Source organism: Alicyclobacillus mali NBRC 102425, assembly GCF_001570745.1.
GTDB classification, from domain to species: domain Bacteria; phylum Bacillota; class Bacilli; order Alicyclobacillales; family Alicyclobacillaceae; genus Alicyclobacillus; species Alicyclobacillus mali.
Genome location: NZ_BCSG01000014.1, coordinates 54,621 through 71,124, shown reverse-complemented (window position 1 = coordinate 71,124; position 16,504 = coordinate 54,621). Strand labels below are relative to the sequence as shown.

Here is a 16,504-nt window from a genome sequence, read left to right as displayed (position 1 = left end):
GAACAGTATTTCCGCGGGGTCGGCTACACGGCGCCGTGGATGATGAGCGTGTTGATGCTCTTCATCACGCGCGTGGCGCTTTGGTCGTCGCTCTCCGCCTCGCAGGAGGTCGCTACGGCGGTCAGCCTCGCGTTTTTCACGGCAACGGTGTGCGCTGGCGCCGTCTCGCAGGTGTTCGCTTTGCGCGCGCTGTTTTACCTGGGTCAGAACAACTGGATCCTCTTCCGCTGGATTGCGACGCGCGCCATTGTGCATGGGTCAGCCGTGTCCGCGCTCGTCATTGCGCTCGTCTTCCGATTCGCCATTGCGCCGGCATACGGCCCAGCGTACGGAAATCTCTTTCTCGAATATGCACTCGCCATCTACCTGTTTCAGATTGCGCTGGCGCCGCTCTATCTCCTGCGGCGCATCCTAGGGCTCGCCGTGACCACAGCCATCGCGCTCGTCATCACCTGGTTCGCCATCTGGAACATCGAGCGCGTGAACAGCGGCGCGTATTTCGGCCAGGCCGTTCAACAGGCGCAGATCCTTGGATTGGTGATTGCTGGCGCAGGCGCGCTCATCGGCGTGTACTCATACGCAGTGCTGCGATCACGGCGCCAGCTTCGCAGGCTCCTTCCCGAGGAAATCGGCGATGGCCCGCACGATCGCGCCGTGCGCCGCGCCCCCATCCGCGTGCAGATTCCAAGGTTTCTGCCGGTGTGGCGTCAACTCTGGCCGTATGCGCTGTACGGGATGGGTTACTTTTGCATGCTGTTTGTGGACCGCATTGTGGCGGGCGTGCACTATGGCGCGCTGCAGGGCGTGCATCATTACGTCTATCCGCCGACGTACGAACTGACGACAGATCTTGCCACGCTCGAGCTGTTTCCCATGATGGGGTTTGTGTTCTACTTCATGACCGAGCTCTCGGATCGGTTCCTCGGGTGGATGATGCGCTATCGTGTCACGGAGAGCGAAGGATTTCATCGCACGCTGCTTCGCTTCTTCATTACGCGCGTCGCGCTGCTTGCCGTCATTGGCATTGCGGTGGGGCTCGCGGCGCCGCCGGTCCTTTTGCACCTGCCGGCCACGCTCATTGCGCCGATTCTGGTGGCCGGTCCGCCGTATCAATGGGCGCTGCATCTCGCGGCCCTCACGTACGGCGTACTGCCCGTCGGGCTGTTCGCGAGCCAGTTCCTGTTCTTCTGGGGCGTGCGTTTCGCGTCTGCACTCGCGGTGTGGGCCGGCACGCTCTGCGGCGGCCTGGTGGCGGCCATGACGGTGAATGGCAGCGACGCCTACGCCGTCTTTGGTATGGTGACCGCCATCTGTGTGTTTGCCGCGGTGACGGTCATCGTGGGCATTCGAACCGCGCGGAGGGGAGATCTGCAACTGTATGCCAGCTATTGAGACTTCGCGCAGCGGGCGATTGCACTATCGCCCCTTGGAGCGCGTCTTTTTGGCGATCATGCTGGTCATCGCGATCGCGGTCGCCGCATGGGGCGCGTGGATTGAGCGGCGCCCGCAGACCACGGCGCCGCTCCTTCGCGGTCCGGCCGGATCGCTCGTTCCCATTGCCGCACCGGTGGTTACGGAGTTCGATCAGGACTCGCAGGCGCCGCACCAGATCCAGAGCTCGACCTCGTGGCTCCTGCCCCCCTATTATCAGTGGGAGGCGAACGGCAGTGCGGGCGCGAAACTCGGTTTCGTGCGCGTGCGCGGCGGGTTGCTGACGGTGGGTGTGCGATCCGCCACGCCGGACTTCCGCGGCTACTTCCTCACGACGAGGGATCCGTTTCCCGCAGGATGGTACGCGCACACGTGGGCCGTTTCTCCGCCCGCAGTGACGTCTGGCGTGGGAGAGTTGGTGTTTGCCGTTCAGACGGCGACGACGGATCAGACGGGGCTCATCAATTACGTGTTCGTGTCGCTCGTGACGACGCGCGTCCGCGGTCATCTTCGTTCAACGTGGGAGATTGGCTACGCCTACGGATACGAGAAAGACGCGCACAGCGTGATTCTGAAAAAGATCCCGGAGAGCGCGGTTCAACCCGAAAATGGGATGTATCACCTGGTGATTTGGACGGATGGGTCCACGGCATACCGCGCCTGGATCAACGGTGAGGAGGTGTTCGCGTCAAGCGCGCTCCACATGCAGATTGCGCCGCCGTTCGACGCGTACCTGGAGGTTCAGGAAAAGAACACGCCGTACGCGGTGCAGTACCGGCGGTTCGCCGCGGTGCAAGCAGGCGGTGTCCTTCTGCGCGGCCTCCCCGCGCGCGCGGAAGTCTTGTGGAAGGGTCACACGTATCGCCCGAAGGGCGGAGACGTGGTGTTGCCCGTGTCCGCGCAGGCGGGCGAGGCGAGCGGTCACCTGTCGATCGTGATGGACGGCAAAGAGACGGGCGGCGATGTGACGCTCTGGGCAGGGCAGGAGCTTACGTACGAGTCGTGAGACCTTCGGGCAGCGCGTGTCCCCCTTCACGGATGAGGTGGTTCCGGTTTGGACGCCGCGCTGTCCTGTTCCGCGCCGCCGTTGGCATTGTCCGGAGTGCCTAGGAGTGCCACGTTCGACTCGAGTTCGGCAATTGTTCGTTCGCGTGCGCGGATTTCGCCGCGCAGGCGCCAGGCGTGGATGGACCAGAGGATGGCCATGAGGATCATGCCGAGCAGCACGGACAGGAGGATGACGAGCACCAGGTTGACGCGCGCCTGGGTGAACACGAAGTTGACCGAGACATCCGTCGAATTGGCGAGCGTGAAGATGACGATGAGAACCGCGAATACGACCGCTCCAAGCACCTTCCACCGCACGAAAGCGCACCTCCTCACGAGTTACTGCCAGTATACCATCCGGGGCAACAGGGCATGTAGAACTTGACAAATGACGCGGTGTGCGCGACGCTCAAGGTACACAACGACGCTAGGCTCGATTGCGCGACGCCGCGGAGGGAGGAACTCGCATGCCTCATGTGTTTCGGCCTCAGCACGCTATGCGCCTTGTGAATGAAGAGCGCGAGCGACTGCTGCCGCCGGACCGGATCATCGACGCGATGGAGGTGCATGGACAGGAGGACGTGATCGACATCGGCGCTGGGCCCGGCTTCTTTGCCCTGCCGATGGCTCGCCGCACGCAGGGGACGGTGTACGCTGTCGATTTGTCGCCGGAGATGCTCGCCATGCTGAGCGAGCGAGCGCGCCAGGCGGGACTGGACCATGTGCAGGTCGTCGAAGCGACGGCCGATCAGCTGCCGTTGCCCGATGAGTCGGTCGATCGCGCCCTCATGGCCTTTGTCCTCCACGAAGTGCCCGACCAAGCGGCGGCGCTCCGCGAGGTGCATCGCGTGCTGCGCCCGGGCGGCAAATTCCTCCTGCTGGAATGGGACAAACGCCCAATGGACATGGGGCCGCCTGTCGAGGAGCGTCTGGCGCTTGATGTGTCTGAGGCGGCGCTTCGCTCGGCTGGTTTTGACATCCTTCATCGCATCTTTCCGAACGATGTTCATTACGGAATCTTGGTGGAGCGACCCGGCCGTGTGTCAACGCCGTGAGCAGCCCGTGGCATGTACGCGAGAGGCTTGGGGGACCAAGGCTCCGCGCGGTTGACCACAGATGCCTAAATCTTGCGTAAAATCCACAACTTTTCCTCCAGCCGTGCTATACTGAGGACAGCGAAGCCTGAAGCCCTTCGTGCCAAACGAATCACGCCATGGAGAATGGAGTGGAAGGCGATGAGTGAGATGGAGAAGCCGTGGGCGCAGGGGGAGCGGCGCACTGTGCTGGCGCACCATGCCCGGACGCCGCTGCCGGGCTCGGTCGACAAGGGGCCGCTCGCCGCGGACGAGCGCGTCTCGGTGACGGTGGTGCTCCGGCGATCGGGGACAAGCGAGCTCGAAACGCATGTTGAGCGCCTTGCTTCCCAGAAGCCGCACGAGCGTGCGCACGTAACGCGCGAGGCATTCGCAGAGAAGCACGGCGCCTCGCTCGACGACCTAGCCGCGCTCCGCCGATTCGCGGACGATCACGGCCTCACGGTCGAGCGCACCCATCAGGCGGCGGGCACAGCGGTGTTGATCGGCCCGCCCGAGGCGATTCGCCGAGCATTCGGCGTCGAACTGCGTTGGTTCGATCACCCGAATGGCGCTTATCGCAGCTATGCGGGCGAGGTGACGCTGCCCGAGTCGGTGGCTCCGCTGGTGGAAGCCGTGCTGGGGCTTGACACGCGCCCGGTGGCGCGACCGCACTTTCGGCTGCGGAGGCGCGCCGAGGGCGAGTTTGAGGCGAGATCGCAGTCCGCGCCGCCCGCCGCGTACACGCCGCTCGACGTCGCAAAGGCGTATCAGTTCCCGGGCGGGCTCGATGGCTCAGGGCAATGTATCGCGCTTATAGAGCTCGGCGGCGGCTACGACGAGACATCTCTCGCACAGTACTTCGCGTCGCTTGGCGTGCCCGCGCCGCAGGTGGTGAGCGTGTCGGTGGACGGCGCTACCAATCAGCCCACGGGCGATCCGAACGGCCCGGACGGCGAGGTCGAGCTCGACATCGAGGTGGCGGGTGCGCTCGCGCCGGGCGCCAAGATCGCCGTGTACTTCGCGCCGAACACGGACGCCGGCTTCCTCGACGCCATCACGACTGCGGTTCACGATCCGACGCACAAGCCGTCCATCGTGTCCATCAGCTGGGGTGGCCCTGAGGACAGTTGGGCGTCGGCGTCCATCGCGGCGATGAACCGCGCGTTCCTGGACGCGGCCGCGCTCGGCGTGACCGTCCTCGCCGCGGCGGGCGACAGTGGATCGACGGACGGCGAGCAGGACGGCCTGTACCACGTCGATTTTCCCGCGGCGTCGCCGTACGTTCTGGCCTGCGGCGGAACGCGGCTCGTGGCGAGCGGGGACCGCATCGAGCAAGAGACCGTCTGGAACGACGGCCCGGACGGCGGATCGACGGGCGGCGGCGTGAGCCGCATCTTTCCGCTCCCCTCGTGGCAGGAGAACGCGAACGTTCCCCCTTCGGCGAATCCGGGCGCGGGCAGCGGCCGCGGCGTGCCGGATGTGGCCGGCAACGCCGACCCGACCACGGGTTACGAGGTCGTGATCGACGGCGAAACCACGGTCATCGGCGGGACGAGCGCCGTGGCGCCGCTTTTCGCAGCCTTGCTGGCGCGCATCAACCAGAAGCTCGGCAAGTCGGTGGGCTATCTCAACCCGACGCTGTATCAGCTTCCGGAAAAACAAGTGTTTCACGACATCACCGAGGGCAACAACGACATCGCCAATCGGGCCAGGATCTATCAGGCGGGGCCCGGGTGGGATCCGTGCACCGGGCTCGGCAGCCCCATCGGGGTCCAGCTGCTGCAGGCGCTCGCGCCAAGCGGCGAAGCGCCTCAGCCGTGACGGGCGCGTCGCTTCAGGCAAGGAATACAATTGCGAAAGTTTGCAAGCGATGCTATAGTAGCGCCACGTAGAGATGGCGTCGGCACATGGCGACGCCCGGACGAGCATCCGGGCGCCGCTTGTGTGTATCAGGGCCTGTTGCCAACCACGTCGCCACTTTGATTCTGCGAAGGAGGAGAGAGCAACTTGACCATCACCGCCTCAATCGGATTTCCCCGCATGGGGCCTCGCCGCGAGCTCAAGCGGATGGTGGAACAGTTTTGGCAGGGCAAAATTGGGGAGGACGAGCTCACGTCCCGCGCTGCGGAACTTCGAAAACTGCGCTGGCAGGTGCAGAAGGACCGCGGCGTCGAGTGGATCGTCGCGAACGACTTTTCCTTCTACGATCACGTCCTGGATGCAGCGTGTTTGTTTCAGGCCGTTCCCGAGCGGTTCCGCGCATTGCCGTCGGGATCGCTTCAACAATATTTTGCCATGGCGCGCGGTACGCAGGATGCCACCGCGCTCGAGATGACGAAGTGGTTCGATACCAACTATCACTACCTGGTCCCCGAACTCGAGCCTGATCAGGTATTCGCCCTGGGCGTGAACAAACCGCTCAACGAATATCTGGAGGCGAAGGCGCTGGGCATCGAGACGGTGCCTCAGCTCGTGGGTCCCATCACTTTCCTCAAGCTCGCCAAGGTGGTGGGCGGGGAGGTCGATCCGCTGTCCCTTCTCCCCAACCTCATCCCGGCGTATGAGGCGTGGCTCGCGTCTCTGCACGAGGCGGGGGCCGCGTGGGTGCAGCTGGACGAGCCCGCGCTCGTGCTGGACCTCACCGACGCCGAGCGCCAGGCGTTTGTGGACGCATACGCCGCGCTGGCGAAGGCCGCTCGCCCGAGTATCCTCGTGGCGACGTACTTTGGCTCGCCCGGCGACAATCTGTCCACAGCGCTGGAGCTTCCCGTCGAGGGCTTGCACCTGGATCTCGTCCGCGCCGCAGATGTCTTACAGCAGGTTCACGCTCTCGGCTGGCCGAAGGGGCGGCGCCTGTCGCTCGGCGTGATCGACGGGCGCAACGTCTGGCGGGCCGATCTCGACGCGGCCTTCGCGCACCTGGAGCAGGGCGTGCACCTGGCTGGCGCGGAGCACGTGATGATTGCGCCCTCCTGTTCGCTCCTGCATGTGCCGTGGGACGTGGAACTCGAGACGGACATGGATCCGGAGATCAAGTCGTGGCTCGCGTTCGCGCTGCAGAAGTTGGACGAGATCGCGCTACTGAAGCAGGCGCTTGACGAAGGGCGGTCGGCCGTGGGGGCGCAACTCGAGGCCAATCGCGAACTGCTCGCGTCCAGGCGCGCGTCGGCGCGGTTGAATCGCGAGGACGTGCGCGCGCGGCTCGACGAGGTCAAGACCTGGAAACTCGACCGCCAGTCCCCGCACGCGGCGAGAAAGGAAAAGCAGGCGGCGCGGTTCAAGCTCCCGCTTCTGCCCACCACGACCATCGGCTCGTTCCCACAGACGCAGGCGGTGCGAGACGCCCGCGCAAAGTGGCGCAAGGGCGAGTGGACGACCGACGAGTACGAGGCGTACCTGCGGAGCGAAATCCGGCGGTGGATCGACATTCAGGAGGACATCGGGCTCGACGTGCTCGTGCACGGGGAGTTCGAGCGGACGGACATGGTCGAGTACTTCGGCGAGATGCTCGACGGCTTCGTGTTCACGAAGCACGGGTGGGTGCAGAGCTACGGTTCCCGCTGCGTGAAGCCGCCCATCATCTACGGTGACGTGGCGCGGCCCGAGCCGATGACGGTCCGCTGGAGCACGTACGCGCAGTCACTCACCGAAAAGCCCGTGAAGGGCATGCTCACGGGTCCGGTGACCATTTTGCAGTGGTCGTTCGTGCGCGACGATATTCCGCGCGCGGAGACGTGCCGGCAAATTGCGCTCGCCATTCGTGACGAAGTGCTGGATCTGGAGGCGGCGGGCATCGGCATGATCCAGATTGACGAGCCCGCGCTACGCGAGGGATTGCCGCTGCGGCGCGCGGACTGGGAAGCGTATCTCGGCTGGGCCGTGGAGTGCTTCCGCATTGCGTCGTCTGGCGTGCGCGACGAGACGCAGATTCACACGCACATGTGTTACGCGGAGTTCAACGACATCATGCCGGCCATTCAGGCCATGGATGCGGACGTCATCTCGATTGAGACGTCGAGATCGCACATGGAGCTCCTGAAGGCGTTCGAACACTTCCGCTACGAGAACGACATCGGCCCGGGCGTGTACGACATCCACAGCCCGCGCGTGCCATCGGTCGACGAGATGGTGGAACTGTTGCGCAAGGCGGCGAGCGTGATTCGCCCCGAGCAGCTGTGGGTGAACCCGGACTGCGGTCTGAAGACGCGCGGTGAGCCGGAGACCGCGGCCGCGCTGCGAAACATGGTGGACGCGGCACAGCGCATGCGCGCAAGCTTGTCTCAGCCTGTCAGCTGACGCCGTTTCGGCGGCGCCTGCCTCCGGGGGTATAATGGCGTTGGGCCGATTGTGCCCGCCTGGAACCGGGAGGAGGCCTGCTCAATGGACTGGGGTTTGACCAAGGGCGAGACGGCGCTGTCCGTGCTCGATCTCGTCCCCATCACGGAAGGAAGCACGCCTGCGGAGGCGTTTCAAAGGAGCGCGGCACTGGCACAGCACGCGGAGCGGCTCGGCTACCGGCGATTCTGGGTGGCGGAGCACCACAGCATGCCGGGCATCGCGAGTTCCGCCACGGCCGTCGTGATTGCGTATCTGGCGCAGCACACGCGGACGATTCGCGTCGGCTCGGGCGGGGTCATGCTCCCGAACCACGCGCCGCTCGTGGTGGCGGAGCAGTTCGGGACGCTCGCGTCGATGTTTCCCGGCCGGATCGATCTCGGCCTCGGCCGGGCGCCGGGCACCGACGCTCCGACCATCCGCGCGCTCGGCGGCAATCCGGACCGCCACGGGCACGATTTTCCGGAGCGGCTCGCGGAGCTTATGCGCTATTTCCATCCGCCGGAGGACGAGGCGCGCCGGGTGCACGCCGTGCCCGGCGAAGGGATGGACATCCCCATCTGGCTCTTGGGCTCAAGCGACTTCAGCGCGCGGTTCGCGGCGGAACTCGGCCTGCCGTTCGCGTACGCGAGCCACTTCGCGCCAGATTACCTGATGATTGCCCTCGAGACGTACCGGGCGAACTTCCGCCCTTCGCAATGGCTGAAGGAGCCGTACGCGATGGTCGGCGCGGCGGTGGTGGCGGCGCCGACGGACGAGGAAGCGCGCTTTCTCGCGACTTCCTCGCAGCTTCAGCAGCTTTCGCTCATCCGCGGCAAGCCGTCGCGCCTCAAGCCGCCTGTGGAGCGCGTGCAGGATCTGTGCTCGCCGTACGAGTGGCAGGTCCTTCAGACGCGCGGGCGCCTCGCCATCGTCGGCGGGCCGGACACGGTGCGCAATCGCCTCCGCGCGTTCGTCGAGGCGACGCAGGCGGACGAGGTCATCATCACTTCTCAGATTTACGATCACGCCGCTCGCTTGCAGTCCTTCGAGATCGTCGCGGACGTCATGCGGGCGTGAAAAGGCCCGGGTTCCTGCTCAGGAGCCCGGGCCTTTTCGTATCTGGGCGAACCGCTCACTTGGGCCGCTCAAGCGTGAACACGCGGCCGAGCAGGCTGTAGTCGTTGCCCGCGAGCCGGGCGACGGGCGCCAGTTGATGCGGGTCAATGCGCCCTTCGTGATACAGCGATTCATCGATATGAAAGCGGACGACGCGGCCGATGAGCAGGTCGCAGGCCGGCACGCCACCGCGCCCTCCCAGGGGGAGTGCCTGTTCCAGAACGCACTCCATCCGCACGCGCGCCTCGCGCACCCCAGGGACTTCGATGACCTCGCTTGCGACGGGCGTGAGCCCGGCCAGTTCCACTTCGCTCTGATCCGGTGGCAGCGACGCCGCCGTTTGATTGATGGGTTCGGTGTATGGCTCGCTCACGATGTGGACGACGAACGCGCCTCGATCCATGGCATTGCGCGATGTATCCTTCGGCTTTCCACCCTGGCGCTGAACAGAAACGGAGATCATGGGCGGATCGGACGTGACGACGTTGAAAAAGCTGAACGGAGCCGCGTTCAGCACGCCGTCCTGCGAGAGCGTCGTCACAAACGCGATGGGCCGCGGTATCACGGTGCCAATGAGGAACTTGTAGCACTCGAGCGGCGTCATCTCCTCTGGATTGCGTGACAGCACGTGCATCACCTCTCTCCCAGCTTGCCCTGTCGTCCGGCGAAAGTCAAATACCCGTATGGGTACATGCACATCGAAGAAAGCGATTTCAGATCTGCTTACGTAAGTTTACTTAACAATATTTCTGAAAGTCACGCCGAATCTGTTGAAGTTTCCGAGAGATCGTGATATAGATAGTGACACGAGGTCTCTAGGGTTCCGCCGGCAAGACCGGGTCTGGTCCGAGAGAGGCCAGCTCTCGAGGGGTCGAGAGCCGCACGGAGGGATAAAAGCCCGGGAGGTCCTGCTTTCTTGGGTTTTTGTCCCTTTTTTCGTCCCTTGAGTCGACGATATGAAAGAAAAACTCACATATGCGAGGAGGGCTTCCTGTGGAGGATTCCGTGGCTTTTGTCGAGGCCGCGCGCCTGGAACATCTGGGCTATCGACAGCAGTTGAGCCGGAAACTCAGCTTGCGCGACGTGGTGGGGCTCGCCATCGCCAACGTTTCGCCGACGATGGCGGTCTTGCTCCTGACGTCCGGCGTGTTTTCCATCGGCGGCACCTTTGCCATCGGGGCGGACGTCATTCTGGGCGTCGTCGTCATTCTCATCTCCATGTGCCTCGCGGAACTGGGGTCCATGTTCCCGGTGGCGGGCGGCATGTACTCGCTCGTCCGCTTCGTTCTCCCGGCGCCCCTCGCCTTCGTGACCCTGTTCAATTACCTGATTCAGGGCGTCATCCTGCCGGCGAGCATCGCGCTTGGCATTGGCCAGTTCGTCAAGGACCTGTTTCCTCATGTGCCGCTGTCGGAGCCGATGATTGCGCTCGTCTCCGTGGCGGTCGCCGTGGCGATTGGCGTCGTCCGCGTGGAACTCGGCGCGTACGTGACCATGGCGATGGTGTTCGTGGAGCTGCTCGTGCTGTCGACGGTCACGGTGGCTGCCTGGGTCCACCCGCATCAGTCGCTCTGGGCGGTGACGTTTCACCCTGTGTATCTGGATGGCAGCGCACTGCGGCCCGTGACCGTCGCGATGATGGCGGCGAGTCTCGCGCCGGCCTTTAACATCATCAACGGTTACGACGCGACGCTCGGGTTTGCTGAGGAACTGGTGGGCGGGCCGAAAAAACTTGCGCGCGCCGTCATCACCGCTGCCACGACGGCCGCCATTGCCATTGTCGTCCCGCTCACCTCGGCCGTGGTCACCGCGCCCAACTTGAAGGCGTTCTTCGGCGCCGCGAGTCCCGTCATCTACGCGGTCGAATCGTCCCTCGGCCCGAATTTCCGGATTGTTCTGGATATCGGGGTGTGCATCGCGCTGTTCAACTCCATGCTGGTCTACTTCATGTACTTCGGACGCGTGTTTTACACCACCGGGCGCGACGGCCTGTGGTGGCGATGGGCCAATCGCCGCGTGGGACAGGTGAACCGCTTCAAGGCGCCAGGGCTCTGTGTGCTCCTGCTTGGGCTGCCGACCGCCGTGCTCCTATTCATGAGCCAATTGAACTGGCTCATCATCTTCTCCGGCACGGTCACGACCGTCGTGTACTTCTTCATCGGCCTGGCCGCCATCTGGAGCCGGGTGAAGTTCCGGCATGACCCCCGTCCCTATCGAATGCCTGCATGGCCCATCGCGCCCGTAGTGGTGACCTTGTTCACCGCCTTCGCCATCGTCACGCAGGAGGCGCAATACCTGCTCGGCGAGGCCGTGCTCGCGGCGGCTTCCCTCGCGTGCTACGCGCTGTCGCGCTGGGTTTGGCGATCGCGCCAGGCTGCGGACGGCGAGGCCGAATGGCAGGAGGACGCCGTCAGCGGCTGACGCGAGTCCGAGTCCCACAGTCCAGCCAATTCACGAAGGAGGTCTTCTAGACATGTCCATGGCTCTTTCGTCGTTCACGCCCCTCTACACGCTCTCCATCCCAACGGGCGGCCGCTGGTCCATGCGCATCGGCCGCGGCAAGCGCCTCGTGGTGCGCGCCGAAGGCTCCGGCGCGAACGCCGCCCTGTGGCTCTACCGCGCCGATCATCCCGCGGAGCGCCTGAACGTGCCCGACACGCTTAAGGCCCAGCACACGGCGAAGATCTCGCTGTACGACGTGCTGATGAGCGACGAGGGGCGCGCGATGGCGACCGTCGTGCACGACACGGTCGGCTGGCACGATCCGCTCTCCGGCGTGCAGACGAGGGCGGACGTCGACCGGCGCTATGGCGAGACCAACTTCCAGCGCCATCGCAACGCCATGCTCCGCTCCGGCTACGAAAACGCCGTAAAGGAGCTCGTGCGAAACGGCTTGGACGCGGGCGATCTCGTCCCTCCCGTGAACCTGTTCTCCAAGGTGTGGTGTGACGAATCCGGCCGTATGCACTTCGTCTCGGAGTTTGCCCCGAAGGGAAGCGAAATCGGGCTGCGCATGGAGATGGACGTGATCGCCATTGTGAGCAACACGCCGCATCCGCTCGACCCGCGCAGGCCGTATCCGTCCGTGCCGCTCACCCTCTCGGTCTACCAGGACGAACCGACGGATCCGCGCGATCCGCGCCTCAAGACGGACGAGGCGCGCAGAGCGATGGAAAACACCGTGTGGCAATACGCGCTCTTGCGCTGAACAAGGAGGATGTATATGCCATCTCTTGCGTTTGATCGCGATCGCGACCTGGTCGCAGCCGACACCCGCCTGGTCCTGCCCAGTGGAGAAGGGTTCATGTGCACGCTCCAGCCGGGCGACGTGCTGCGCATTGTGGATCTCGAGGGCAACCAGGCCGTCGACACGCTGTTTTTTGACGCGGACCGCCCCTATGACCACTACAGCGCTGCGAAGACCATCGCGGCGCAGGGCAACATCTACCTCACCACTGGGTCTGTGCTCCTCACCGAGTCCGGACGGCCGCTCGTGCGGATTGTCGAAGACACCTGCGGCCGGCACGACACGCTGGGCGGCGCGTGTTCGGCCCAGAGCAACACCGTGCGCTACGGCCACGACAAGGTGCACATGCACAACTGCCGCGACACCTTCATGCTGCAGATTGCCATGCACGAGCCGCGCCTCGCGAAGCGCGATCTTGCCCCGAACGTGAACTTCTTCATGAACGTCCCAGTGACGCCCGACGGCGGGCTGGAGTTCGCGGACGGCATCTCGGGCCCGGGCCGCTACGTGGAGATGGAGGCAATGAGCCGGGTCATTGTGCTCATGAGCAACTGCCCGCAACTCAACAACCCATGCAACGCATACAACCCCACGCCGGTCGAGATTGTCATCTGGCGGCGCGGGGTCTGAGTGGAGTCCATTCGGTCAGCTAGGGGGATGCCGATGTTTCGCAAAGTGTTGATCGCCAACCGCGGCGCCATCGCGGTCCGCATCATACGCACGCTCAAGAAGATGGGCATTGCATCGGTGGCCGTGTACACCACGGCGGACGAGGACAGCCTGCACGTCGATCTCGCCGATGAGGCCCTCTGGATTGGCGAGGGGCCGGTGCACGACTCGTATGTCAACGCAGAGAAGATCCTCGACGCGGCAGTTCGGTCGGGCGCGGACGCCATTCACCCCGGCTACGGCTTTCTGAGCGAAAACGCGGCGTTTGCCCGGCAGTGCGCGGAGCGCGGGCTGGTGTTTATCGGGCCGGATCCCGAGCAGATTGAGAAGTTCGGCTACAAACACGTCGCGCGCGACGTGGCGCGGCGGGCGGGGGTTCCGCTCTTGCCGGGGACCGATCTCGTCCGCGACCTTGAAGAACTCCGCCGCGTGTGCACCGACATAGGCTATCCCGTCATCCTGAAGAGCACGGCGGGCGGCGGAGGCATCGGCATGCGCGTGGTGGAGCGCGAAGACGCGCTCGCGGACGCCTTCGAGAGCGTTCGGCGACTGGCGGGTCAGCACTTCCGCGACGACGGCGTGTTTGTGGAGAAGTACGTGCCGCGCGCCCGCCACATCGAGGTCCAGATCTTCGGCAATCGCCAGGGCGAGCTCGTGGCCATCGGCGAACGCGACTGCACGCTGCAGCGGCGCAACCAAAAGGTGGTGGAGGAGTGCCCGGCGCACGTGCTCTCCAATGAGACGCGCCGGCGCCTGCACGAGGCGGCGCTGTCCGTGGCGCGCGCCGTGGGCTATCGGAGCGCCGGAACCGTCGAGTTTTTGTACGATCCGTCGTCCGCGTCATTCTACTTTCTCGAGGTCAACACCCGCCTGCAGGTCGAACACGGCGTCACGGAAGAGGTGTACGGGATCGATCTCGTCGAGTGGATGATCCGGGAGGCGGCGGGGGAGCTCACAGACCTGGGGGCGCGACTGCCTGCGCCCTCGGGCCACAGCATCCAGGTGCGCGTGTACGCGGAGGATCCGGGCCGCGAGTTTCGCCCATGCGCCGGCAGGGTGGACGGCGTGGTGTGGCCCGGTGGCGTGCGCGTGGAGACGTGGATCGACAAGGGCGTGACGGTGAGCCCCTATTACGATCCGCTGCTCGCGAAGATCATCGTGCGCGGAGCTTCGCGCGATGCGGCGGTGCAGGCGCTGCGCGACGCGCTCGCCGAGGCGCGGGTGTACGGTCTGCAGAACAACCTCCGCTACCTGCGCGCCATCGCGGACTCGGACGCGTTCGCGTCGGGCGGCGTGTATACCAAGTGGCTGGAGGGATTTGAGGCGCCGGAGCGCGCGCTGGAGGTACTGGACGGCGGCCTGCAGACGACGATTCAAGACCTTCCAGGGCGGCTCGGCCTGTGGGACGTCGGCGTGCCTCCGTCGGGGCCAATGGACGCGCTGTCCATGCGCATCGGCAACCGCCTGCTCGGCAACCCGGAAGGCGCGCCTGCGCTCGAGTTGACGCTCCGGGGCGGATCGTACGCGTTTCGAGACGACGTCTGGATCTGCCTGACCGGCGCGGACATGCGCGCAGAGCTCGAGGGCCAACCGGTGCCGCGCTATCGCCCAGTGTTTGTTCGCCGGGGACAGGTCCTGCGCTTCGGGGAGTCCACCGAAGGGCTGCGCGCGTATCTGTGTGTGCAAGGCGGGTTCGACGTGGCCCCTGTGCTCGGCAGCGCTTCGACGTTTGCGCTCGGCGGGTTTGGCGGGCATGGAGGTCGAGCGCTCATCGCCGGAGACGTGGTGGGCATCTCGCCCGCGGCGGGCGAGGTGGCGGACGAAGGCGTGGAGCCTCCGTCCTTCGGGCGCATCTGGGAGCTGGGCGTGGTGCCCGGGCCGCACTGCACGCCCGAGTTTTTGCCTCCGTCGTATCTGGAGATGCTCACGTCCACCGACTGGACCGTCCACTTCAACAGCTCGCGCACGGGCATTCGGCTGAGCGGACCGGCGCCCGTGTGGGCGCGCGAGGACGGCGGCGACGCCGGCCTTCACCCGTCCAACCTGCACGACAACCCGTACGCCATCGGGTCGCTCAACCTCACGGGCGATCTCGCCGTCCTTTTGGGCCAGGACGGCCCGAGCCTCGGGGGCTTTGTCTGTCCCGTCACCGCGCCCGCGGCGGAGATGTGGAAAATCGGACAGCTTCGCCCTGGCGACACGGTGCGGTTCCGCCTCGTGAGCCTGGCGCAGGCGCGCGAACTCGACGCCATGCAGGCGCGATGCCTCCAACAACCCGCCCAATTCGGGAAGGCGTATCAACTTCCACTTCCTGAGATGCCGTTTTCGTCCTTCGCGGAGGCGGCCGAAGCCGCGTACCTCGCGCGCGAATCCGAGGGGCACGCATTTCCCGTCTGCGTCCGCGCCGCAGGGGACGAGTACGTCCTCGTCGAATTCGGCGACATGGAACTCGACTTGCGTTATCGGTTCCAGGTGCACCTGCTCATGGAGGCCATTCGCAGCGCCGGCGACATCCCGTGGATCGACCTGACGCCAGGCATCCGATCTCTGCAGATCCACTTCGACCGCTCCCGCATGACGAGCGAAGAGGTGGCGCGCCGCGTCCTCCGCCTCGACGCCCGCGTGCCGGATCTGTCGACCGCCAGGGTGCCGTCGCGCATTGTGCGCATGCCCCTTTCCTTCGACGATCCGTCCGTGCAGCTCGCGATTGAGCGGTACCAGAAGAACGTCCGCCCCGACGCGCCTTGGTGCCCGAGCAATATCGAATTCATGCGGCGGGTGAACGGGCTCGAGCGGATCGAAGATGTGCAGCGGATCGTCTTTGAGGCCAAATACCTGGTGCTGGGGCTCGGCGACGTGTACCTGGGCGCGCCTGCCGCCACGCCGGTCGATCCCAGGCACCGCCTGGTCACGACGAAGTACAACCCGGCGCGCACGTGGACGCCCGAGAACGCGGTCGGCATCGGCGGATCGTACATGTGCATCTACGGCATGGAGAGCCCGGGCGGGTATCAGCTGTTTGGCCGCACGCTGCAGATTTGGAACACGTTCCGGCAGACCAGATCGTTCCGGGACGGGAAGCCGTGGCTGTTGCATTTCTTCGATCAGGTCGAGTTCTACCCGGTCACGCCGGAGGAGCTCGAGGAGATGCGCAAGAAGTTCGTGCGCGGCCGCTACGACATCGAGATTCGAGAGACGGAGTTCGATCTCGGCGCATATCTTGCGTTCCTCGACCAGATTCGAGACGACGCGGCGGGTTTCAAGGCGCGGCAAAAGCAGGCGTTTCACGAGGAGTTGGAGCGGTGGAAGGCCATGGGGCTTGCCGCGTACACGAGCGAGGGCGTGGTCGAGGAAGAGGAGCCTGAGGAGGACGGCCTCACGGTGCTCCGGGCGCAGATGCCGGGAAGTGTGTGGAAGGTGCACGTCCAGCCCGGGCAAACCATTCGGCCGGGCGATACCATCGCCGTGATCGAGAGCATGAAGATGGAGTTTCCGGTGGAGGCCACTTGCGCGGGCGTCGTCCGCACGGTGCACGTGCGCCCGGGTCAGGAGCTCCGGCCCGGCGGGCCGATTGTGGGCATTGAGGAGGTGTCGGCTTGAG

At 65.1% G+C, this 16,504-nt stretch carries 12 protein-coding genes and 1 riboswitch; of the genes, 10 read left to right on the top strand and 2 right to left on the bottom strand.

All coding sequences use genetic code 11. The features are described from left to right. Together AMA01_RS13900 and AMA01_RS06225 are read left to right on the top strand one after the other, a co-directional pair. The coding region (locus AMA01_RS13900) for a hypothetical protein (protein WP_067848986.1) at positions 1 to 1,392 on the top strand (1,392 nt) is incomplete at its 5' end. Continuing rightward, positions 1,379 to 2,437 (top strand): hypothetical protein, encoded by a 1,059-nt coding sequence (locus AMA01_RS06225; protein ID WP_067848974.1) that lies wholly within the window; start codon positions 1,379 to 1,381, stop codon positions 2,435 to 2,437. The genes AMA01_RS13900 and AMA01_RS06225, both read left to right, overlap by 14 nt. Positions 2,438 to 2,463: 26 nt before the next feature. Here the strand turns inward: AMA01_RS06225 and AMA01_RS06220 are convergent, their stop codons facing one another. Beyond that, positions 2,464 to 2,796: a lipopolysaccharide assembly protein LapA domain-containing protein gene (locus AMA01_RS06220; RefSeq protein ID WP_067848972.1), complete on the bottom strand. Its 333-nt coding sequence runs from the start codon at positions 2,794 to 2,796 to the stop codon at positions 2,464 to 2,466. A 149-nt stretch (positions 2,797 to 2,945) separates the two neighbouring features. Here AMA01_RS06220 and AMA01_RS06215 point away from each other — a divergent pair, with 149 nt between their 5' ends. The 4 genes from AMA01_RS06215 to AMA01_RS06200 all read left to right on the top strand — a co-directional run bounded on the left by AMA01_RS06215 (position 2,946) and on the right by AMA01_RS06200 (position 8,948). Further along, positions 2,946 to 3,533: a class I SAM-dependent methyltransferase gene (locus tag AMA01_RS06215; RefSeq protein ID WP_067848969.1), complete on the top strand. Its 588-nt coding sequence runs from the start codon at positions 2,946 to 2,948 to the stop codon at positions 3,531 to 3,533. Positions 3,534 to 3,713: 180 nt separating this feature from the next. Next, the gene (locus AMA01_RS06210) at positions 3,714 to 5,375 is read left to right on the top strand and encodes a S53 family peptidase (RefSeq protein ID WP_067848983.1); all 1,662 of its coding nucleotides are present in this window, start codon (positions 3,714 to 3,716) and stop codon (positions 5,373 to 5,375) included. Between the two features lie 186 nt (positions 5,376 to 5,561). Beyond that, positions 5,562 to 7,850, top strand: coding sequence for a 5-methyltetrahydropteroyltriglutamate--homocysteine S-methyltransferase (gene metE / locus AMA01_RS06205; RefSeq protein ID WP_067848966.1), 2,289 nt, complete (start codon positions 5,562 to 5,564; stop codon positions 7,848 to 7,850). Positions 7,851 to 7,934: 84 nt separating this feature from the next. Further along, positions 7,935 to 8,948, top strand: a complete 1,014-nt coding sequence (locus tag AMA01_RS06200) for an LLM class flavin-dependent oxidoreductase (protein ID WP_067848963.1) — start codon at positions 7,935 to 7,937, stop codon at positions 8,946 to 8,948. Between the two features lie 55 nt (positions 8,949 to 9,003). Here AMA01_RS06200 and AMA01_RS06195 read toward each other — a convergent pair whose 3' ends face one another. Then, complete coding sequence (locus AMA01_RS06195; protein WP_067848980.1) at positions 9,004 to 9,615, bottom strand: flavin reductase family protein; 612 nt, start codon at positions 9,613 to 9,615, stop codon at positions 9,004 to 9,006. 176 nt (positions 9,616 to 9,791) lie between these two features. Continuing rightward, a riboswitch (guanidine-I (ykkC/yxkD leader) is annotated at positions 9,792 to 9,894 on the top strand. Between the two features lie 86 nt (positions 9,895 to 9,980). On the opposite strand from AMA01_RS06195, the gene AMA01_RS06190 reads away from it, so the two are divergent. The 4 genes from AMA01_RS06190 to uca are packed head-to-tail and all read left to right on the top strand — an operon-like array spanning position 9,981 to position 16,503. Next, on the top strand, positions 9,981 to 11,408 hold the full coding sequence (locus tag AMA01_RS06190) for an APC family permease (protein ID WP_067848960.1): 1,428 nt from the start codon (positions 9,981 to 9,983) through the stop codon (positions 11,406 to 11,408). 52 nt (positions 11,409 to 11,460) lie between these two features. Continuing rightward, positions 11,461 to 12,195 (top strand): urea amidolyase associated protein UAAP1, encoded by a 735-nt coding sequence (locus tag AMA01_RS06185; RefSeq protein ID WP_067848957.1) that lies wholly within the window; start codon positions 11,461 to 11,463, stop codon positions 12,193 to 12,195. Positions 12,196 to 12,210: 15 nt separating this feature from the next. Then, a complete protein-coding gene (locus tag AMA01_RS06180) occupies positions 12,211 to 12,864 on the top strand; it encodes an urea amidolyase associated protein UAAP2 (RefSeq protein ID WP_067848954.1) in 654 nt (217 codons plus the stop codon). 33 nt (positions 12,865 to 12,897) lie between these two features. Next, positions 12,898 to 16,503 (top strand): urea carboxylase, encoded by a 3,606-nt coding sequence (uca, locus tag AMA01_RS06175; protein WP_067848951.1) that lies wholly within the window; start codon positions 12,898 to 12,900, stop codon positions 16,501 to 16,503. Position 16,504: the final 1 nt, after the last annotated feature.